Annotated in this window: 20 protein-coding genes; 6 read left to right on the forward strand and 14 right to left on the reverse strand. The window is 54.9% G+C overall.

Features of this window, described 5'->3' with window-relative positions:
* Positions 1-28: 28 nt before the first annotated feature.
* Genes Q0824_RS05815 through cmoB form a run of 4 tightly spaced genes read left to right on the forward strand, consistent with a single transcriptional unit; the run spans position 29 to position 3,161 of the window.
* Complete coding sequence (locus Q0824_RS05815) at positions 29-1,030, forward strand: serine/threonine protein kinase (RefSeq protein WP_298448341.1); 1,002 nt, start codon at positions 29-31, stop codon at positions 1,028-1,030.
* A 30-nt stretch (positions 1,031-1,060) separates the two neighbouring features.
* On the forward strand, positions 1,061-1,396 hold the full coding sequence (locus Q0824_RS05820; protein WP_298448344.1) for a kinase: 336 nt from the start codon (positions 1,061-1,063) through the stop codon (positions 1,394-1,396).
* The gene (gene cmoA / locus Q0824_RS05825) at positions 1,389-2,144 is read left to right on the forward strand and encodes a carboxy-S-adenosyl-L-methionine synthase CmoA (RefSeq protein WP_298448348.1); all 756 of its coding nucleotides are present in this window, start codon (positions 1,389-1,391) and stop codon (positions 2,142-2,144) included. The genes Q0824_RS05820 and cmoA overlap by 8 nt, the downstream gene beginning before the upstream one ends.
* A gap of 24 nt (positions 2,145-2,168) precedes the next feature.
* Positions 2,169-3,161 carry a tRNA 5-methoxyuridine(34)/uridine 5-oxyacetic acid(34) synthase CmoB gene (cmoB, locus tag Q0824_RS05830; RefSeq protein WP_298448351.1) on the forward strand — a complete coding sequence of 331 codons (993 nt, stop codon included), beginning with the start codon at positions 2,169-2,171 and terminating at the stop codon, positions 3,159-3,161.
* Positions 3,162-3,219: 58 nt separating this feature from the next.
* Here the strand turns inward: cmoB and Q0824_RS05835 are convergent, their stop codons facing one another.
* From Q0824_RS05835 to Q0824_RS05885, 11 genes are all read right to left on the reverse strand, one after another.
* The gene (locus Q0824_RS05835; RefSeq protein WP_298448354.1) at positions 3,220-4,515 is read right to left on the reverse strand and encodes an adenylosuccinate synthase; all 1,296 of its coding nucleotides are present in this window, start codon (positions 4,513-4,515) and stop codon (positions 3,220-3,222) included.
* An 87-nt stretch (positions 4,516-4,602) separates the two neighbouring features.
* Positions 4,603-5,784 carry an ATP phosphoribosyltransferase regulatory subunit gene (locus Q0824_RS05840; RefSeq protein WP_298448357.1) on the reverse strand — a complete coding sequence of 394 codons (1,182 nt, stop codon included), beginning with the start codon at positions 5,782-5,784 and terminating at the stop codon, positions 4,603-4,605.
* Between the two features lie 180 nt (positions 5,785-5,964).
* The gene (gene hflC / locus Q0824_RS05845; RefSeq protein ID WP_298448360.1) at positions 5,965-6,840 is read right to left on the reverse strand and encodes a protease modulator HflC; all 876 of its coding nucleotides are present in this window, start codon (positions 6,838-6,840) and stop codon (positions 5,965-5,967) included.
* Positions 6,841-6,842: 2 nt separating this feature from the next.
* Positions 6,843-8,027, reverse strand: coding sequence for an FtsH protease activity modulator HflK (gene hflK, locus Q0824_RS05850; RefSeq protein ID WP_298448363.1), 1,185 nt, complete (start codon positions 8,025-8,027; stop codon positions 6,843-6,845).
* Positions 8,028-8,108: 81 nt separating this feature from the next.
* Positions 8,109-9,407, reverse strand: a complete 1,299-nt coding sequence (gene hflX, locus Q0824_RS05855) for a ribosome rescue GTPase HflX (RefSeq protein WP_298448366.1) — start codon at positions 9,405-9,407, stop codon at positions 8,109-8,111.
* 116 nt (positions 9,408-9,523) lie between these two features.
* Positions 9,524-9,775 (reverse strand): RNA chaperone Hfq, encoded by a 252-nt coding sequence (gene hfq / locus Q0824_RS05860; protein ID WP_298448369.1) that lies wholly within the window; start codon positions 9,773-9,775, stop codon positions 9,524-9,526.
* A 37-nt stretch (positions 9,776-9,812) separates the two neighbouring features.
* Entirely contained in the window at positions 9,813-10,859 is a 1,047-nt protein-coding gene (gene miaA, locus Q0824_RS05865; protein WP_298448373.1) for a tRNA (adenosine(37)-N6)-dimethylallyltransferase MiaA, read from the reverse strand.
* A 10-nt stretch (positions 10,860-10,869) separates the two neighbouring features.
* Positions 10,870-12,780, reverse strand: a complete 1,911-nt coding sequence (gene mutL / locus Q0824_RS05870) for a DNA mismatch repair endonuclease MutL (protein WP_298448376.1) — start codon at positions 12,778-12,780, stop codon at positions 10,870-10,872.
* Positions 12,781-12,801: 21 nt separating this feature from the next.
* Positions 12,802-14,163, reverse strand: coding sequence for an N-acetylmuramoyl-L-alanine amidase (locus Q0824_RS05875; protein ID WP_298448379.1), 1,362 nt, complete (start codon positions 14,161-14,163; stop codon positions 12,802-12,804).
* Between the two features lie 39 nt (positions 14,164-14,202).
* Positions 14,203-14,700 (reverse strand): tRNA (adenosine(37)-N6)-threonylcarbamoyltransferase complex ATPase subunit type 1 TsaE, encoded by a 498-nt coding sequence (gene tsaE / locus Q0824_RS05880; protein WP_298448381.1) that lies wholly within the window; start codon positions 14,698-14,700, stop codon positions 14,203-14,205.
* Complete coding sequence (locus Q0824_RS05885) at positions 14,697-16,250, reverse strand: NAD(P)H-hydrate dehydratase (protein WP_298448383.1); 1,554 nt, start codon at positions 16,248-16,250, stop codon at positions 14,697-14,699. Before Q0824_RS05885 ends, tsaE begins: the two co-directional genes overlap by 4 nt.
* A gap of 147 nt (positions 16,251-16,397) precedes the next feature.
* Between Q0824_RS05885 and queG the strand changes: the two genes are divergently transcribed.
* Positions 16,398-17,477, forward strand: a complete 1,080-nt coding sequence (gene queG / locus Q0824_RS05890) for a tRNA epoxyqueuosine(34) reductase QueG (protein ID WP_298448386.1) — start codon at positions 16,398-16,400, stop codon at positions 17,475-17,477.
* Here queG and orn read toward each other — a convergent pair.
* Entirely contained in the window at positions 17,472-18,014 is a 543-nt protein-coding gene (gene orn / locus Q0824_RS05895; protein WP_298448389.1) for an oligoribonuclease, read from the reverse strand. The genes queG and orn overlap by 6 nt on opposite strands.
* Before the next feature lie 260 nt (positions 18,015-18,274).
* Here orn and rsgA point away from each other — a divergent pair, with 260 nt between their 5' ends.
* Positions 18,275-19,330: a small ribosomal subunit biogenesis GTPase RsgA gene (gene rsgA / locus Q0824_RS05900; protein WP_298448393.1), complete on the forward strand. Its 1,056-nt coding sequence runs from the start codon at positions 18,275-18,277 to the stop codon at positions 19,328-19,330.
* 20 nt (positions 19,331-19,350) lie between these two features.
* Here rsgA and motB read toward each other — a convergent pair whose 3' ends face one another.
* Together motB and motA are read right to left on the reverse strand one after the other, a co-directional pair.
* On the reverse strand, positions 19,351-20,310 hold the full coding sequence (gene motB / locus Q0824_RS05905; protein ID WP_298448395.1) for a flagellar motor protein MotB: 960 nt from the start codon (positions 20,308-20,310) through the stop codon (positions 19,351-19,353).
* A gap of 25 nt (positions 20,311-20,335) precedes the next feature.
* A complete protein-coding gene (gene motA / locus Q0824_RS05910) occupies positions 20,336-21,187 on the reverse strand; it encodes a flagellar motor stator protein MotA (RefSeq protein ID WP_298448398.1) in 852 nt (283 codons plus the stop codon).
* Positions 21,188-21,374 lie beyond the last annotated feature (187 nt).

Genomic DNA, 21,374 nt, shown 5'->3' on the forward strand with positions numbered 1-21,374 from the left:
CCAACATTTACCAGCATGGCCTCGCCTTATGATGAACGTTTCAGCCCATCCATACGATGCCTTAACCCCGGACGCCATTCTGGATGCGATGGAGGATGCCGGTTTCGCAGTAAGCGGTCGTCTATTTGCCCTGAACAGCTATGAAAACCGGGTGTATCAGGTAGGGCTGGATGAAGGCGCTCCGGTGATCGCCAAGTTCTATCGCCCAGGCCGCTGGACCGAAGAGCAGGTGCGTGAGGAGCACGAGTTTACCCGTGAACTTCTAGCCGCCGACATTCCCGTCGTGGCGCCCCTGGTGATGCCTTCCGGGGACACTCTCGGCAAACATGGCGATTTCATGTTTGCCACATTTAACCAGCGTGGCGGGCAGGCCCCTGACACCAGCGTTACTGACACGCTATACAGGCTTGGGCAGTGGCTGGGGCAAATTCACAACATCGGGGCTCTCAAGCCCTTTCGTCATCGCGTGGCCTTATCGCCCATGGATGGCATTGAGACAAGCAACCAACTTTTGCTGGAAGGAGACTGGATCCCCAAGGACCTTCGGCCCGCCTGGGACAGCTTGATACCAGACTTGCTGACATACTGCCGCGCCCGTATTGAAGATGCCGGTGAGGTTGAAACTGTTCGCCTGCACGGAGATTGCCACGCCGGAAACATATTGTGCAGGGATGAACAGATGCTGTTTGTGGATCTGGATGACTGTCGCTCCGGCCCCGCCATGCAGGACATGTGGCTGCTTCTGAACGGTGATGATCACGAGCGCGGGGCACAACTGGGTGAGTTATTGGAAGGCTATGAAACTTTCCGGGATTTCAATCGCCGCGAAAGACACCTTATTGAGCCTTTGCGTTGCTACCGCCAGATCAGCCATTGCGCATGGCTTGCAAAACGCTGGGACGACCCTGCGTTTCCACGTTTTTTCCCCTGGTTTGGCCAGCCCAGATTCTGGTCAGATCAAATTTTGTCCTTACGAGAGCAGTTGGGAGCACTGCAGGCGCCTTCCATTACACTCCCCGGTCAATACTGACCGCCCACTCACATTCAAAACGAGGTAGGCATGAGCCAGAACGAAGCCAGCTACAGTATCCGCAGTCTTTTAGTGACCGCTTTGGTCGCGATTGTCGGCACCGTATTGGTGCTGGAACTGAGCGGGAAAATCACGCATTCGGACAACAAGGATCATGTGCCTTTGGGGGAATTCCAGGCGATTCATATCAAGCCGGGCGAGACGTTCCGCATGTCCCCAAAGTCGTCGGAGCTCCACGCAGTTTGCGAGAATGGCTACATGGCCATCGCAGCTGACACTGACCCGACTTTCCGGGGCATACTTGTGGATTACAAAAAGCGTGGTGTGCGTTGCTCCCCACTGGCCCCGGAGGCGGACAATGGGTAAGCCCGACCAACCAACAGACACCCTCACGGACCGCCTCTTCGCAACAGAGCGGCAACCGGAGGATTTTCGTTTTGATGCTGCGGTAGCCCGCGTTTTCCCGGATATGATCCGGCGCTCTGTACCTGGCTACACCACCATCATCCCGATGATAGAAGTTATTACCGAACAGTACGCACAAGCCGGCTCCAACTGTTACGACCTGGGCTGTTCCCTTGGCGCCTCAACACTGGCTATGCGTCACGGCATACCTTTTGGCGACTGCACTCTGGTGGGCATTGATAATTCCGCTGCCATGATCGAGCGCTGCGAGCACTATATCGCGCTCGACGATCACTCACTCTCCGTGAGCCTTCGCTGCGAAAACATTCAGAATACTGAACTGTCAGACGCCTCTGTTACGACTCTGAATTTTACGCTGCAATTTGTCCCCCCCGAAGAGCGCAGCGCCCTTTTAAGCCGTATCGCGAAAGCCACACGCCCCGGCGGAGTGCTCATTCTCTCGGAAAAAATTCGTTTTGAATCAGAAGATGAACAAGACACTCAAACCCGCCTGCACCACGAGTTCAAGCGCGCCAACGGCTATTCCGACCTGGAAATAAGCCAGAAGCGCAGTGCGATTGAACAGGTTTTGATCCCGGAAACACTGAGCGCCCATACGCAGCGCCTGAAAGAGTCGGGTTTTGATCGCGTAATGGTCTGGTACCAGTGCTTTAACTTCGTATCCATGCTGGCTATCAAGGCCGACTGAACAAACTCGCAGGACTCACAGATCATGGCGCATTTTGACTGGCGCAGCTATTTCGGGCAGTTGCTTGCAGAGCTGGAAAGTAATGGCGAACGCAATTGGGCAGAGATTATCAAAGCCCAGCTGACCCAGCGATTTGACGATACCCCCCACGGGGATCTCGGGCGCTGGCAGTCGGCAATGGACAGCCTTCCTGATGTCCCCGGAGCAGCTTTCGAACTTAACTCATCGGCGATTTCCATCGAGTCCCCTGCGAGCCTGAATCCAAGCCAACAACAAGCCTTGGAAAACGGCCTGCGGGGCCTCATGCCCTGGCGCAAAGGCCCTTTCGACTTCTTCGGCACTCATATCGACACCGAGTGGCGCTCCGATTGGAAGTGGGACAGGGTTTCACCCTATATTTCAGACCTTACTGGCCGGCGCATTCTCGACGTGGGATGCGGCTCAGGCTATCACTGCTGGCGCATGCTGGGTGAAGGTGCGAAGCGTGTAATCGGTATCGATCCCGGCCTGCTGTTCATGTTCCAGTTCCTCAGTGTGAAACGCTACGTGAGCGAAGCCCCCATCGATCTTCTACCCATACGCATGGAAGACCTGCCGGAAGGGCTTGAAAGCTTTGACACTACCTTTTCCATGGGTGTCCTCTACCACCGCCGATCGCCTCTCGATCACCTGTTGGAGCTTAAAGGCACGCTACGCCGGGGCGGTGAACTGGTGCTGGAAACTCTGGTTGTGGATGGCCCTGAAGGCTACAGCCTGATGCCGGAAGACCGCTATGGGCAGATGCGCAACGTGTGGTTTTTACCAAGCTGTGACACGCTGCTTCGGTGGCTGGATCGCACCGGCTTTCGCAACGCCCGAGTTGTGGATGTGTCTGAGACCACCACTGATGAGCAAAGAAGCACAGACTGGATGCGGTTCAACTCCCTTAAGGATTTTCTCGATCCGGAAGACCCCTCAAAAACGATTGAAGGCTACCCTGGACCCAAACGCGCCACCATCGTTGCCGAGAAACCCTGATAATAAAAAAACCGCCGTACCATTAAAGGTAGGGCGGTTTTTTTCAACCTTTTACCACTTACTCATCAAAGGGGTGGCGCAAGGTAATGGTTTCAACCCGATCAGGGCCAGTAGAGATGATGTCGATAGGCGCATCAATTTGCTCTTCCAGGAACTTGATATAAGCTCTGGCGTTTTCCGGCAACTGCTCCAGCTTCGTTAGCCCGAAGGTGCTTTCACTCCAACCCGGCAATTCAACGTAAATTGGCTCAATATCTTTGTAGCTGTCACAACCGATGGGTGGACGAGTCATTTCACCTTCAGGTGTTTTATAACCCACGCAGACCTTAACGGTTTCCAGCCCATCAAGTACGTCCAGCTTGGTCAGACAAATACCAGACACGCTGTTAATTTCAATGGCGTGGTGTACCGCAACCGCATCAAACCAGCCGCATCGACGGGAGCGGCCTGTTGTCGTACCAACCTCATTGCCTTTGATCGCCAGGTGCTCACCTGTATGATCAAAAAGCTCTGTAGGGAAGGGACCTGCGCCAACACGTGTAGTGTAGGCCTTGGTAATACCCAGAACATAGTCCAGATACAGTGGGCCAAAACCGGAACCCGTGGCTGTGCCACCGGCTGTGGTGTTGGAAGATGTGACGAACGGATAGGTGCCCAGATCGATGTCCAGCAAGGAGCCTTGGGCGCCTTCGAACATGATGTCCTGGCCACGCTTGCGATAGCCGTGAAGCAAGTCAGTTACGTCTGCAGCCATGGGCAGAATTTCGTTGCCCATTTCCAACAGTTCCTTCAGAGCCGCATCTATGTCCTCGGCTTCTTCCTTGAAATACTCTGTCAGAACAAAGTTGTGATAGGTCATGAGTTCCCGCAGCTTCTCTTCAAAGTCTGCCGGGCTGTGCAGGTCTCCAAGCCGAACACCGCGGCGAGACACCTTGTCTTCGTACGCAGGCCCAATACCACGGCCGGTGGTACCGATCTTGTCATTACCTTTGGCACGCTCACGGGCCTGGTCGATACGCACGTGGGTGCGCAGGATAATCGGGCACGCAAGGCTGATACGCAGTCGGTCACGAACATCTACACCTGATGCTTCCAGCCCACGAACTTCTTTCAGCAAAGCTTCCGGCGATACCACAACACCGTTACCAATAAGGCACTGAACGTTCTGCCGGAGGATGCCGGAAGGAATCAGGTGTAAAGCCGTTTTTTTGCCGTCGATAACCAGAGTGTGGCCCGCGTTATGGCCTCCCTGAAAACGAACCACCGCTGCAACTTTTTCAGTCAACAGGTCGACGATCTTACCCTTGCCTTCATCACCCCACTGGGTGCCCAGCACAACAACGTTTTTACCCATGATTCTCTCTCAATGCGCACACGATAAAGCGTGCGTCTCGCAAATTTGGCAAATGTACCTTCATGTGTTCGTAGCAGCCTGCTGAGTTTAACCCAGCCCCTGTACGACCCAACGATCACCCTGTTTTACCAGCTTCCGGTCACATCCCCGGGTAGAGGGATCTGCCTTTATGTCTTCCGGAAGTGCCCGGATGACAATGTCTGTCTTTCTCAGTTCCGATATTGCCTGCTCCAGCTCTGAGTCTTTTTCAGCAGGTGCCCACACAGCTTTGCGGTGATTGACAGGGCGTGAGCCCAACGACACCAATGCCCGTATATCCAGGCTGAAGCCGGTGGCGGGGCGAGCCCGGCCAAAATCGCTGCCAATGGCATCGTATCGGCCACCCTTGCCAATCGAGTCACCATGGCCAGGCACATAGGCTGCAAACACCAGGCCTGTGTGATAGTTGTATCCACGCAATTCACAGAAATCGAACCCGAAACTGACTTCGGGGAAGTCCCTTTCAAGCATCGTGGCAACCCGGCTAAGCTGGTCCAGTGCGGCGCTAAGGTTGTCGGAGGCACCACTCAGGATTCTGCGTGCTTCAGTCAATGCTTCCGCACCACCGCTAACCCGTGCAAGCTCGCGGAGGCGAGCGCCCGCAGAGCCCTTGGGGCAGTCACCCAGAAGTCTGTCCAGCTCAGGCACTGATTTGCGCCCCATGGCGTCGAAGATAGCAGCACTTGTATCGCGATCAAACCCGGCTTCACCGATCAGGCTTTCGTAGATGGCCACATGAGCCAGATCAAGATGCACGCGAGGCAGACCGGCAACACGCAGCGCTTCCAGCATCAAACTGATGATTTCCAGATCTGCAGATTCAGAAGCACTGCCAAACATCTCACAGCCAGCCTGAATAGGCGTGCGGCTGGCAAGCATGTGTTTGGGACGGGTATGCAGAACATGGCCGGCATAACACAAACGTGTGATGCCTTCCTGCCCCAGAGTGTGTGCGTCGATGCGCGCAGCTTGGGGAGTCATATCGGCCCGAACACCCATCATGCGCCCCGTCAGCTGATCGGTCAGCTTGAAGGTTTGCAGCTCCAGATCGTGTCCGGTTCCGGTAAACAGGGATTCGAGGTATTCAATGAGCGGTGGGATTACCAGTTGGTAGCCCCAGCGCTGGCAGGTATCCATTACATCCCGGCGCAGGGATTCTATCTGTCCGGCCAGTGGCGGCAAGATATCCTCCACCCCGTCCGGCAGTAACCAGCGATCAGATACTGTCATGAGATTCCGTTGTCCATCCCGCACACCCCTGTATTTAGTACAGAATAAGCGCGCAGGTTTTTAGGGTGACATTCAGGGCAGAAAAACCCGAACCAAAACCTGAGGGATTTTACACTGTTGGCAGACACAAAAAAACCGGAATACCTTGGCATTCCGGTTTTTCGGTCAATCGAGCAGGTTTTAGCTCCCGCCCTTCGAGTCCTTCAGGAATTTCATGAAGTCGCTTTTGGCATCGATAACCATCAGGTCGTCTTTACCGGAGAAGGTATTCCGGTAGGCCTGAAGACTACGATAGAAGCTATAAAACTCCGGGTTAGAGCCATAGGCCTCTGCGTAGATGCGCGCAGCTTCACCGTCCCCTTCACCACGGGTTTCTTCAGCCGATGCAAATGCTTCTGCCAGAGTAACTGTTTTCTGACGATCGGCATCCGCGCGAATACCTTCAGCTAATTCGCGCCCACGTGAACGGAATTCCTGAGCCAGCTTCTCACGCTCTGTCGCCATCCGGCGATATACGTTTTCACTCACCTGCCCCGGGAACTCGATTGCCTTGACGCGTATATCTTTTACATCAATCCCGAATTCCTTCACAGAGGTTTCGTTAACCTGATCGCGCAGATTATGCATAAGCTCGTCACGCTGGCCAGAGACCACCTCATGCATAGTGCGAACACCGAACTCATTACGCAAGCCGTTGTCTACACGGGACTGCAGTAGTGATTGGGCACGGAACTCATCCCCACCGGTTGCACGATAGAACTGATCCACATCGCGAATTTTCCAGGCAATGTAAGAGGTAACGTCCAGCGGCTTCTTTTCGACCGTCAGATACTGCCTTGAAGGCAGATCCATGGTCAGCACCCGGATATCAAACTCCCGAACCTGATCGATAACCGGCACCTTGAAGTGAATACCCGCTTTGATGTCGGTCTCGACCAACTCACCAAACCTCAGCATAACTCCGCGATGGGTTTCCGGAATGATAAAAACACTCGACAGTACCAGCAGGACAACGATAAGAGCGCCTGCAAGACCCACTACACTTTTAGGTCCCATAATTATCTGCTCCTCCGCGTATTAGTATCCTGCCTGGTTCGCAGTTCTTGAATCACCTGGTCAGTTACCGCCTGAATATCTGCCTGGCCGCCGGCTCCAGAGGTTTGGCTGCCACTTCTTGACGACGCGCCCTGGGTCAGACGATCCAGCGGTAAATACATCATATTGCCGCTGCTTTCGGTATCCACAAGAATCTTACTGCTGTTGGAAAGAACAGTTTCCATAGTCTGCAAGTACATACGCTCACGAGTGACTCCAGGTGCCATCTGATACACAGCCAACAACTCGAGATAACGCGCAGTTTCACCACGAGCGCGCTCAATGACCTCCTGCTTGTAGGCACTTGCCTCTTCAATCATGCGCTGAGCCTGACCACGAGCCTCTGGAACAACCTTGTTCCGGTAGGTTTCTGCCTCTTCCTTCACACGCTGCTCGTCTTCACGGGCACGTTGAACTTCACGGAAGGCGTCTTGCACCGCTGCGGGTGGTTGCGTGCTTTCAACGTTCACTCGAACGATCCCAAGCCCGGCGCCGTATTCCTGCAAAAAGCCCTGAAGCCGCTGCTCAACACGAACAGCCAACTCGGCACGCCCTTCGGTCAGCACGTCATCGAGAGTTGAACTGCCCACCTCGTGACGCAGCGCACTGTCGGTTGCAAATGCCAACGCCTGGTTGGAATCCCGAACGTTCAGTACATAATCCCGAGCATCGTTCACACGATACTGCACCTGCAGATCAACTGTTACCAGGTTCTCGTCCTGCGTCAGCATCTGGCCGCTGGACTGAGCCGTTCTGACGTTGGTCACGCGTACTTTGGTCACATCATCAATCAGCGGCACTTTGAACCTGAGGCCAGGGCTTTCCGTTTTGGCATATTCCCCAAATCGCAAAACAACCGCGCGCTCCTGCTCGTTTACCGTGTAGAACGACTGAAAAATGACATAGCCCACAACAATAATGGCCGCCAGGGCGAGAACGGCACCAAAGCTGCCCGCTCCTCCTGAACCACCGCTGCCACTGTCGCCACCGGACTTTTTGCCCTTGCCACCCAGCATTTTATTCAGCTTGTCGAGGCCCTTCTTCAGCGCCTCGTCGAGGTCTGGTGGCCCCTGATCATTACCGCGACGACCACCAGTTCCCCAGGGATCTTTATCGTTGCGGTTTCCACCCGGTTCATTCCAGGCCATAGTGCTCTCCAAGTTCCTAAGATATCGAATGGCTGCAAATACTAGGGATTTATCTTCGTCCCGGCAATAGCTGCAATGGTTTCAGGCGCGCCCTTCATCCAGCCGCACCAGTTCTTCACTAATTCCTGCGCGGCTCAGAAGCTGCATCCAGTCCCGGTATTGCAGTCGAACTTCAAGTACTGTCTCGCCGGTTTCACGGTGGTCTTCACTCAGTACCGATCCGGCCTCATGCAGCAGCGCCCTGAGCTTGCCATCAGCAGGCCCGAGCAAAACAAAGTGGTGGACAACATCTTCAGCCAGGCGCTCAACAATGGCATCGTAAAGACCATCCAGACCCTCACCCGTAACCGCCGACACCCAGGCACGCACAGGCACGCCGTCCTCATTGCGCTCAACCCTCGGCACAAAGTTATCCAACAGATCGATCTTATTAAACACCTGCAAAACCGGTATTTCATCGGCACCAATTTCCGCCAGCACCGCTTCTACTTGCTCAATATTTTCATCACGGCGGCTGTCATGGCTATCAACAACGTGCAGCAAAATAGTGGCTTCGGTGGTCTCTTCCAGAGTTGCACGAAATGCTTCAACCAGCTTGTGGGGCAAATGCCGGATAAAGCCTACAGTATCCGCCATTACGACCGGCCCGATATCGGGAAGTTCCAAACGCCGTATGGTGGGATCGAGGGTCGCGAACAATTTATCCGCGGCGTAAACGGTAGACGTGGTGATCCGGTTAAATAGCGTGGACTTGCCGGCGTTGGTATAGCCAACCAGCGACACTGTCGGGATATCAGCGCGTTTGCGGGCACGACGCCCCTGGTTACGCTGTTTGCGAACTTTTTCAAGCCGCTTGTAGATAGACTTCATTCGTTCGCGCAATAGTCTGCGGTCGGTTTCGAGCTGGGTTTCACCCGGGCCACGGAGACCAATTCCACCACCCTGGCGTTCAAGGTGCGTCCATCCTCGGATCAGTCGCGTTGACATGTGATCGAGCTGCGCCAACTCTACCTGCAACTTACCTTCGTGAGTGCGGGCGCGCTGGGCAAAAATATCAAGAATTACGCCGGTGCGATCCAATACGCGACACTTCAGCTCTCGCTCAATATTTCGCTCTTGGCTGGGACTGAGCGCATGGTTGAACAGAACAACGTCGGCTTCATGCAGCGTTACTGCATCCTGAATCTCTTCGAGCTTACCTTCTCCCACAAAAAGCCTGGGACTGGGCTGTTTTCGGGTACCGGTCACAATTCCAACCGCTTCAACTCCGGCGGACCTCACAAGCTCCCGGAACTCTTCCGGATCTTCAGTGCCGTCGTGGGAAGAAAATTCGATGTGGACGAGTATCGCTCGCTCACCTACATCCGGGCGATCAAACAATGGGCATCAACTCCGCTAGAATCGGTTTGTTGGAATTATAAAAACAAACACCCGCGGCCATCAGAACCAAGAGGCCCTTCAGGAACGCGGGTGGCACCACCGAAACCCTGATCAAATCAGTCTTCAGGCTCATCCTCTCCCGCTGGGTTCTGCTGGGGAAGGCGAACGTTCCGGGCAGGTACAACGGTTGAGATTGCGTGCTTGTAGACCATCTGGCTGACAGTGTTTTTCAGCAAAATAACAAACTGGTCAAAAGACTCTATCTGCCCTTGCAGTTTGATACCGTTAACCAAGAAGATGGATACCGGAATGCGTTCCTTGCGTAAGGCGTTGAGGTAAGGGTCTTGTAACGAGTGCCCTTTTGACATGTGTGTTCTCCTGTTTTTTAGTAAATGCAGATCGTCATTATTGAGTGTTAAATGTGGTGTGGTGTCGCACCGTTTTCAAGGCTGCTTCAACGATAAACCCGTCTTCGCTGTTCAACCAATTCAAATCAGACCACTTTCGAAGCCATGTAAGCTGCCGTTTGGCCAACTGCCGGGTGGCCGCAACGCCTTTGCTTACAAATACGTCATAATCATCAGCACCGCTCAGATAACTCAATGCCTGGCGATATCCGACACAGCGCATGGAAGGAAGTTCCGGGTGTAAATCGCCTCTGGCCATCAAGCCCCGAACTTCATCCAGAAACCCCATCTCCAGCATCTTGAGGAAGCGCCGCTGTATCCTGTCGTGAAGCACGACCCTCTCAGGGGGCACCATGGCAAGCTGCGTGACAGTATACGGAAGCGATGAAGTTTCGTCTGCCTGCCATTGAGTATAGTAGGTGTAATCCTCAATGCCTTCTCGACTTGCATCTTGCGTCGGCTGCTGGCTGGCATCCGCCTCCCAAAAAGCCGAAATCGGTCTGCCAGTGAGACGGATAACTTCCAGTGCGCGCAAAAGACGCTGCCGGTTATTCGGGTGAATCAATTTCGCTGCTACCGGGTCACAGGCCTCCAGCTCTTGATGCAACGCGGACCATCCAAGCCGCTCCGCCTCGGCCTCAAGGGTTTTACGGAGCTCTGGGCTCGCAGAAGGCAACCCAGACATACCATGCAGTAACGCCTTGAAATACATCATGGTACCGCCTACCAAAAGGGGTATACGGCCTGCGCGGGAAATTCGATCCATTTCAAACAACGCATCCCTGCGGAAATCGGCAGCAGAATAGGTGTCGGCAGGATCACAGATATCAATCAGTCGATGGGGGGCCCGGGCCAATTCCTCCGCTGAGGGTTTGGCTGTACCTATATCCATCCCCCGGTAGATCATCGCCGAGTCAACACTGATAATGTCACACGGCAGCTGATCACAAAGCGCCATGGCCAGGTCGGTTTTACCCGACGCAGTCGGCCCCATCAGAAAGATGGCTGGTGGTTTTGAGGCTTGAGGCGTATTGGATGTATCCATCAATGACAATCTAGCGCCCCCGTAGAAACAGCTTGTCCAATTCCCCAAGCGTAACCAGTGTCCAGGTGGGGCGCCCGTGGTTACATTGGCCGCTGCGCTCCGTCGCTTCCATATCCCGCAGCAGGGAGTTCATTTCCGGAACGGTTAGCTGCCGATTGGCTCGCACCGACCCGTGACAGGCCATGGTACCAAGCAGCTCATGGGTAACCGCTTCAACGCGATCGCTCTGGCCATGCTCGATCAAATCAGACAACACATCCCTCACGAGCTGTTCTGTATCAGCACCTCGCAGAAGCGCCGGCACCTGCCTGATGGCCAGGGTTTCTGGCCCGATACGCTCAATCTGCAAGCCCAACTGCTGCAAATTATCACCATGGGTTTCGGCCAGGGAGGCTTCTTTCTGGCTGACCGCAAGCGATAAGGGCACCAACAGCGGCTGGCTCTTGAGATCCTGTTCAGCCAGCGCTCGCTTCATTCGTTCGTAAGTAATGCGTTCATGGGCGGCGTGCATGTCCACAACGATCATTCCGGCGCTGCTCTGGGCCAGAACGTAAATGCCGTGCAACTGGGCAATGGCATACCCCAGAGGTGGTTCTTCGTTGCTGCCCTCACCGCTTGACTGATCCAGCGGCGCAGCCGCCGTGGTGCCAAACGACACTGACTCTTGCGGACCACTGACACCACCGCCACCGAGGGAATTGTAGAAGGCCATCTGGTCACTGGCTCGCCACTCTTGTTGAGGCGCTGGCTGCCCGCCAAACCCGGATGCTTGCGCATGTTCGCCTGTTGACGGAATGGCAGGCTGCCCATTCCAGGGTTGTTGCGACCCATACCCGGAACCAGCACCGGCCACCTCGCCTTGGCCGGCCGTTTCACGACCGAACGACTGCGCCACCGCGCCCCGAAAGTGGTCATCCGGCCGCACGTCTGCCAAGGCTTTATGCAGTGTTCGAAAGATAAAATCGTGCACCAGCCGCCCATCGCGAAAGCGCACTTCATGCTTGGTCGGATGTACGTTCACATCAACAGTAGCCGGGTCTACTTCAAGGTAAAGAACAAATGCAGGGTGGCGGTTGTTGTAAAGCACATCCCGGTATGCCTGACGCACAGCATGGGCGACTAACCGGTCGCGAATCACTCGGCCGTTAACAAAGAAATACTGCAAATCAGCCTGACTGCGGGAAAACGTCGGCAAGGCAACCCAACCCCAAAGGCGCAAACCAGTGGCTTCAGCATCAATCACTACCGCGCTATCGATAAACTTCTGCCCGCAAAGGGCCGCAATTCGACGCTCTTTGTCGAGCACGGAATCCGCTGGTCGGAGGTTGTGCACAACCCGCTGGTTATGGCGCAGGGTAAAACCAGCATCAAACCGGCTCAGGGCTTGGCGCCGCACGCACTCTTCCACATGATTGAATTCGGTTTTCTCGGTACGCAGAAATTTACGCCGCGCCGGCGTGTTGAAAAACAAATCCCGCACTTCAACGGTGGTGCCGACAGGGTGCGCAGCCGGAGAGATTCGGGCGTCCATTTCCCGGCCCTCTACCTCCACTTTGGACGCTGCCTCACACCCCTCGGTTTTCGAAGTCAGGGCGAGCCGCGACACGGAGCTTATACTGGCCAGCGCTTCGCCGCGGAACCCGAGGGACGCCACGGATTCCAGGTCATCAAGACTGGCTATTTTGCTGGTAGCATGGCGGCTTAGCGCCAAAGGCAAGTCGTTTTCGGCGATACCGCAGCCGTTATCACGAACCCGGATCAGTTTTACACCGCCCTGCTCTACCTCAACCTCTACGCGGTCTCCGCCAGCGTCGAGTGCGTTTTCAACCAGTTCTTTGACAACAGATGCGGGGCGCTCAACCACCTCACCGGCAGCAATCTGGTTTGCCAGCCGCGGCGAGAGTAATCGGATGGAGGGCATGTTTCGGGGCTACCTCTTAAATCAGGATGAGGGGATACGAATGGTTTGGCCCACCATAACACGGTCATCCCTCAGGCCGTTAAACTGCATCAGTTCGCTTACCGTTGTCTGATTGTCACGAGCCACCCCTGACAGGGTATCGCCGCTTCGAACCCGATACTTGCTGATGCGCCCGCTGCCTTGGCCATTCTGTTTCTGCCACGCCAGCAAGGTTCCCGGCGGGGGCGTTTTCTGGAAATACTGATTGATACCTTTCACTATGGCTCCTGCGAGCTTTTTGCGGTACCAATCTGTAGACAGATTTTTCTCTTCCTGAGGATTGGAGATGAAGCCAGCCTCCACAAGAATCGAAGGAATATCCGGAGATTTTAGAACCGCAAACGCTGCCTGCTCCACACCGGGCTTGTGCAGGTGCGCAACACCATTCAGCTCGCCCAGTATTGAACTGCCCACACCAAGGCTTGCATTGATGCTGGCCGTCATGGATAGATCGAGCAAGACACCTGCCAGCATGTCGTCGCGACCGTCGAGCGACACGCCACCGGTGCCACCGATCAAGTCAGAACGATTTTCACTCTGGGCCAACCAGCGTGCCGTTTCACTCGTTGCACCGCGCTGAGACAGGGCAAATACGGAAGCTCCCTTGGGCTGCGGCGTGCGGAAGGCATCTGCGTGCACCGAGACAAACAGATCGGCACTGTACTTGCGGGCCAGAATGGTACGATTTCTCAAGCCGATATAGTAATCGCCGGTGCGGGTCAGCTTTGCGGTATAGCCTGGCTGTTTATCGATCATATCCTTGAGGATATGGGCCATTTTCAGCACCACGTCTTTTTCCCTGGTACCTCTTGGACCAATAGCACCCGGGTCTTCGCCACCGTGGCCTGCATCAATAACCACAATCACATCGCGCTTGCCTGCTGAATCATGAGTGACCGTTGGCTGGGTCGCTTTCTCCAGGCGACTGCCACTCTCATCGATCAAGTCCAGCACCAGACGGTGGCCATACTGCTGGTTGGGCTCAAGCTGAAAACTTCTGGGTTTGATGTCGCTGGCCAGATCGAGCACCACCCTCAGGTCGGTGCCGTTACGTGGCGCACTTCGAATGCGGCGGATCGGGCTGCCGGCAAGGTCAAGCTTGTCGAAGTCTGTTCTCAGCCGGGTATTTTTGAGATCAATCACCAACCGCGAAGGATTGCTCAGCGCAAACATGTTGTGTTCAACCTTGCCTTCGGTATCCAGCACCAGCCGCGTGTGATCCGGAGCTGGCCAGATGCGAATGCCCTCCACCTTAGTGCCAGCCTGTACATGGAGGGATGCAATCAGCAGCCACATGAACGCCAAGGCCACCATTACGTTTATCGTAAGCTTATGTCTTTTCATACAGCGTGCCTGTTTATTCTGCTGTCCAGTTTCGGCCGGTTAATGGTCCGGCCCAATCAATTCCAATTCATTCAGTAGCGACGCACCCAACTCGGAACGGGCCCGAATCACTGCGGACCGCCCTTCGCCCTGATGCTCGAGATGGACTTCAAGATCCGGGTCCGGGAGCAGGCCTTCGCCACGCTCCGGCCATTCGATAAGACAAACACTCTGGCCGGTGAAATAATCCCGGATACCCATGTATTCCAACTCCTCTGGGTCGCCCAACCGGTAAAGATCAAAATGGTAGGCGGGAGGCGTCAAATCTTCGTACGGCTCAACCAATGTATAGGTGGGGCTTTTCACAGCGCCCTCATGCCCAAGAGCCCGTATAACTCCGCGACTGAGCGTAGTTTTACCCATTCCCAGGTCACCTTCCAGGAATACGATCAGCCCCTGATCTGACTCTTTCGCCAAGCGGGCAAGTTCACGGCCCAAGGCCTCGGTTTCAACCTCTCCGTCCAGAAAAAACCGGCGCTCATTCCCGAAAACAGTCATTCAGCCTCCTTGTCGCTGCTAACGCCTGGCTCAGCTTCCCGGAATACCTGCGGCAAGGCATCGATCACATCCGTGGGTACTAGCCCCACATACCCCAGCTTCGCCGATGCTCTGGTTGCAGCTTCAAGATGTACAACGGCGCCTATTGCTGCAGCATGCGCGGGTGACTCAATCATTTGGGCATACACTGCACCGATAATTCCCGATAACACATCACCCATGCCTCCCGTCGCCATACCGGGGTTGCTGCCACCAGCCACATCCACAGCCGCATCGCCAGAGGCGATCACGGTACCCGCGCCCTTGAGCAAAACCACACCACCATAAAGCGACTGCAGCCTGTTGGCTGCAACCAGGCGATCTGCTTCTACTTCCGGAACCAAACAATTCAGCAATCTGGCAGCCTCACCCGGATGCGGTGTCAGTATTTGATTATTGGCTGGTACAGCTACTCGCTTTGAAAGCAGATTCAGGGCATCTGCATCCAGAACTCGGAGTTTGCCGCTTTCTATCACCTGCTGCAGCATCTGCTGTCCCCAGGCGCTCTGCCCGATACCAGGACCACACACCACGACCGTTGCCGAAGCTAACAACGAAGGCAACTCCGAGCCGTGTATCAACCCGTGAACCATAACCGATGGGCAGCGCGCCAGTGCTGCAGTTACATGCTCAGGACGGGTTGCCAATGAAACCAACCCCGCTCCGGAGCGTGCCGCAGCTTCTGCCGCCAATATACCAGCGCCGCCAAAGCCACGATCCCCTGCCACTATCAGAACATGCCCAAACTGCCCCTTGTGGGCGTTAGCCCGGCGCCGGGGTATCCAGCGCTGAACAGTGTCCCAGTTCTGAAGCCTCGCCACCGGGGTTTCCCCAGCATGAGTGCCTGTACCCAATGGCTCAAACACCACATCACCACATACTGACGGTCCCTGCCCGGTATACAGACCAGCCTTGCGACCGATAAATGTAACGGTCATGGCTGCCTGAACGACCTCACCTTTAGCGGCGCCGGTTGTCGCATTCAGCCCGGACGGCACATCAACCGCCAGTACGGGCAGACCGTGAGAGTTGGCTCGGGCAATAGTGCTGGCAAAGGGTTCTCTCGGAGCGCCGGAGGCACCGGTACCCAACATCGCATCGACAATAAGCGCGGCGCGTTCAATCAGACCGTCCAATTCCACTTCGCCGACATCTGCCAATTCGCGAACATTCACCCCATCGGCAACCGCTTTTTGCCAGGCTTTACGGGCAGCTCCGCTTAGCTTATCCGTGGGTGCAACCGCAACACAGTGCACACCCAGACCGTCCCGCAGCGCATTTGCCGCTATCAGGTATCCATCTCCACCGTTATTGCCTGCACCACACAGAACCAGCAAGGATTCAACCTGCGGCCAGCGCAAAACCAGCTGTCGGAACGCAGCATGGGCGGCAGACTGCATCAGGTCGAAGCCATCAACACCCAGTTGTTCGATAACATACTGATCGATACGGCGCACAGAATCGGCGGAAAACAGCGCATCTGATAAACTGCCTCCAGCGTGCTGTGGCATGAGCCTTTGCTCCCGTTACAGAAACCGGTTTAAGAAAATTGGCCAGCTATCTGTAAAGCATAGCAAAACGGTGGAAAAGGTCATAACTTAATCAAATTAAATATCTGTACCCTCAGCTTCGGTATGGCGGGTACAGCAGTGGTACTTATGAGCACAACAGAACAGGACACTTCCCCCGCACCGGAACTGGCTGATTTGCCGACACTTATCCGACAGTGGGCCAAAGAACTCGGGTTTTCCGCTGCGGGCATTACAACGGCGGATACCGGCGAGCATGCCCAGCGCCTGCAGGATTGGCTCGACAAAGGCTATCAGGGGGAAATGGAATACATGGGCCACCACGGGGACAAGCGCTATACCCCGGCATCTCTGGTACCTGGAACCACCCGCGTTATATCTGTACGCATGGATTACATGCCTACGCCAGACAGCCCGAAAGAAGCGCTTACTAACCGGGAGGGTGCTTATATTACTCGCTATGCCCTTGGGCGCGACTATCACAAGCTGATCCGAAAGCGGCTGGCGACTCTGGCGAAGAAGATTGACGATGCGGTAAGCGGCTATGACCACCGTGCCTTTGTGGACAGCGCACCTGTGCTGGAGCGCGCGCTCGCCCAACGGGCTGGGCTGGGCTGGATTGGCAAAAATAATATGCTGATACACCCGAAGGCAGGCTCGTTCTTTTTTCTTGGTGAAATATTCACCAGTGCGCCACTGCCGGTAGATCCTGCCTTTGAAACTGATCATTGTGGCAGTTGCTCTGCGTGTCTGGATAAGTGCCCAACCGATGCGTTCGTGGGCGCTCGCGTGCTCGATGCTCGGCGCTGCATCAGTTATCTCACCATTGAACTCAAGGGCAGCATTCCGGTGGAGTTGCGGGCGCCCATGGGCAACCGTGTGTTTGGTTGTGATGACTGCCAGCTTGTATGCCCATGGCAGAAATTCAAGAAGCCGACGCAGGAGGATGACTTTCAGCCACGGCATGGGCTGAACAACAGCTCTTTGGCCGAGCTTTTTTTGTGGACTGAGGAAGAGTTTTTGAAGCGTACTGAGGGTTCAGCTATTCGCCGCACGGGGTACGAGGGTTGGCTGCGAAATTTGGCGGTTGGGCTAGGCAATGCGCCTTCGACTATTCCGGTGATCGAGGCGCTTAAACATCGCGCGAACCACTCTTCCGAGATGGTCCGCGAGCATGTTCAATGGGCGTTAGCCCGGCACGGTTTATAGTTTAAAGAAGTGTTCGCGGTAGTGGCGCAGCTCTTCAATGGAGTCGCGGATGTCGTCTAATGCCAGGTGGCTGCCTTTCTTTTTGACGCCTCCGAGCACATCCGGGCGCCAGCGGCGGGCCAGTTCTTTTACGGTGGAGACGTCGAGGTTGCGGTAGTGGAAGAAGTCTTCCAGCTCTGGCATGTATTTCACGAGGAAGCGGCGATCCTGGCCTATGCTGTTGCCGCACAGGGGGGATTGGCCTTTTTGCATGTGTTCTTTGAGGAAGGCAATGGTTTGCTGCTCGGCTTCGGCTTCGGAGACTTTGCTTTCCTGAACGCGTTTGGTGAGGCCGCTTTCGCCGTGGGTGCGGGTGCACCATTCATCCATGGCTTCGAGTAGGCTTTCGGGTTGGTGGATGGCAATAACCGGGCCTTCAGCCACCAGATTCAGTTCGGAATCGGTGATGATGGTGGCCATTTCTATGATGCGTTCTTTTTCCGGATCAAGGCCGGTCATTTCGAGATCGATCCAAACCAGGTGGTTGCCTGCTGACATTCTTTTTTCCTCATTATTCATCAAACATCGGTGGTAGGTGGAACTGCCTTCTACCTACCGGGAACCGCTACGAGCACATCCATGTGCGCTTGTCGTCGGCCATCCATCGCCGCCGGCATTCCCGGTAGGTAGAAGGCAGCCCCACCCCAAAATTTGGCGTTATATCGCAAGTGAAACAGCCATATTAAAGCCGCACAAAATTTATTCCCGTATGATGTCACAGCAACGTCACAACTTTCATCCGTGTTAACTGAGACCTTATGGCAAAACGGCAACTGAACAAGCAACAGCAATTCCGGATCAAGAAGATTCAAGAGGAACGTGCAGCCCGTGCAGCTCGTAAAGAAAAATCAGTTCAGGCGCAAGCCGATGCGGGTGAGCTGGGGCCTGAGCAGGAAGGGCTGATTATTGCCCACTACGGGCAACAGCTGGATGTTGAGGCGCTGGAAGGTGAGCACAAGGGTGCTGTTGTGCGCTGTTTTGTTCGGGCGAATATTGACAGTCTGGTGACGGGTGATCGGGTTGTCTGGCGGCCAGGCAAGAGTGAAACGGGGGTAATTGTTGCCCGTTGTGAGCGTGACAATTTGCTGCAACGGCCGGATAACTTTGGCGCGGTGAAGCCGGTGGCGGCGAATATTGATCATATTATTCTGGTAATCGCACCGGAGCCGGAGCCTCACGATAATTTGATTGACCGGTATTTGGTGGCGTCTGAAACCACCGATATTCCTGCGGTAATTCTGCTGAACAAGACGGATCTGATTACGGATCAGAACCGGGATCAAATCGACGCGCTATTAGCGCGTTATTCGGCGCTGGGTTATGAGATTGTGCGCACGTCTGCCGTGCAGTTCGATGGCGCGCCTTCGCCGGAGGTTGAGGCGCTGGTTAAGGGTAAAACCAGTGCGTTTGTGGGGCAGTCAGGTGTTGGTAAGTCGTCGATTATTCAAACGCTGATGCCCGATGAGGCGATTCGTGTGGGTGCAGTTTCAGAGAGCACCGGCAAGGGTGTTCATACCACCACTACGGCAAAGTTGTTCCATCTGCCAATGGGTGGCGATCTGATCGATTCGCCGGGTATCCGGGAGTTTGGTCTGTGGCATATGTCACCACAGGAGATTGAATACGGGTTTCGGGAGATTCGTGAGGTGATGGGATACTGCAAATTTCGCAATTGCCGTCACCTGGGGGACCCGGGTTGTGCCATTGATGCGGCTGTGGAATCGGGCACGCTTAGCCCGGAGCGGCGGCGCAGTTTTCATCGTATTCTTCAGGACATGGCGGAGCAGCAGTCGCGGGGTTTAAAAGCCGATTGAGCCCCAGGTTTCCGGGCGTTTCACCAGTTTAGCTCGCCCGGCGCGGGTTCTTCTTTTTCTTTCTGCCAGTCGCCACTTTCAAGGCTTTCCATAGCTTTTTTCTGCTCTTCCTCTGAAGGAACCGTGAGGTCAATCAGAGGTGCACCCTTGGCGCTGGCGCTGCTGTGGATGCTGCTTATGGTTTTCTTGTTAAGCACAATGATAGAAATACGGCGATTGATGGGCGCTGTTGGTTCATCTTGATCAAACAGCACGGAATCGCTCAGCCCCACTACCCTCGCAATCTGCTGAGCGCGCACGCCGCCCGCTACCAATGCCCGTCGCGCGGTGTTGGCGCGGTCTGCTGAAAGCTCCCAGTTGGTATAACCTGGGCGACCACCAAAGGGGGTGGCGTCGGTATGGCCGGTAATACTGAGTTTGTTGTCGACAGCGCCCAGAGTTTTTGCCAGTTCAAACAGGATTTCCTGAGAATAGTACTTTAGTTCGGCCCTGCCGCTGTCGAACATGGGGCGGCCGGAGCGATCCACAATCTGGATCCGAAGACCTTCATCCGTGATATCAATCAGCAGCTGATCTTTGAACTCTTTCAGGGTTTCGTTCTCTTCGATTCGCTGCTTCAACTCTTGGAACAATTCTTCCATGCGGCGCTGCTCTAGGGTTTCTGCCAGCGTATCAACTACCTCATCGGCAATCACAACGGGATTTGCTTCAATATCCTGACTGGACTCGTTAACAACTGAAGCACTGCCTCCCAGGTCTACGGGGTTGGGGGTACCACCTTCCGTAAAACCGACAGGATCGCGGAAATAGCCCTCCACTGCTTTTATCTGCTCAGGTGAGGCAGTTGCGGTGAGCCAGAGCACAAGAAAGAACGCCATCATCGCTGTCGCAAAGTCGGCAAATGCGACCTTCCAGGAACCACCATGATGGCCCGCAGCGACGACTTTTTTGCGTTTGATGATTATCGGCTGCTGTTCCACAAATATACTCCGGGCTCAGCCTGCGTTATTTGGCACGCACATGATCGTTCAGCTCCTGGAACCCAGGCCGCTTGTCTGTAGGTAATGCTTTTCGACCAAATTCGATGGCCATTTGAGGCGCCTGCCCTGAAACCGTCGCAACGATGGCGGATTTGACGCATTCATAGGCCTTGAGTTCGTATTTTGCCGCATGCTCCATGGCGATGGAGGTAGGCCCAACAAAGCCGTAGCCCATCCAGATGCCGAGGAAGGTGCCCACAAGGGCTGCAGCAACACTCAAGCCAATGCGCTCCGGCCCTTCGCTCAGGAAGTTCATGGTGATAACAATACCGAGCACCGCCGCTACAATACCCAGACCAGGCAAGGCGTCCGCAATTTTGTTTACGGCGTGGGCGGGCTCTTCGAGTTCATGTTGGCGGCTGTCAATTTCGTTCTCCATCATGCCTTCCAACTCGTGGGTAGCCATGTTACCCGCACTGATGATGCGCAGATAATCTGTAATAAAGTCGAGCAGCGCCCGGGATTTCATAACAGCGGGATAGCGGCTGAATATCTCGCTGGACTCGGGGTTATCAATATCCTCCTCAATGGACATAACGCCCTGTTTGCGGGATTTATCGAATATCTCATAGAGCAAGCTCAGTAAATCCATGTAATAGGATTTATTGAACGGAGAGCCTGTCAGGAGGCGCAATATACCCGCGAACACCTCCTTCACGGTATGCAGCGGATTGGCAATGATGAACGAGCCGATAGCCGCACCAAAAATGATGATCAGCTCTGTCGGCTGCCACAGCACCATAAGGTTGCCGCCGTGGAGAACGTAGCCACCAAGAACGCTGGCGATAACAATGACTGAGCCGATAATAAGTAGCATGGGTAAGACGTACGCCTTTATATTGTGGTTACAGGCTAGCGCCGGTGTTGATCACATCGTTTCTGGACAGATGATAGCAAGCCTCTGCGGTATCCGCGAAGCTATGACACAATTTCTATACATGATCGCGCCTACGCAACACTCTTGCTGAAGTATTTGTTAAACTTCGCGCCTTCGAGTACAGAGG

The sequence above is a fragment of the uncultured Marinobacter sp. genome (assembly GCF_947488835.1).
In the GTDB taxonomy this organism is placed as follows: Bacteria; Pseudomonadota; Gammaproteobacteria; order Pseudomonadales; family Oleiphilaceae; genus Marinobacter.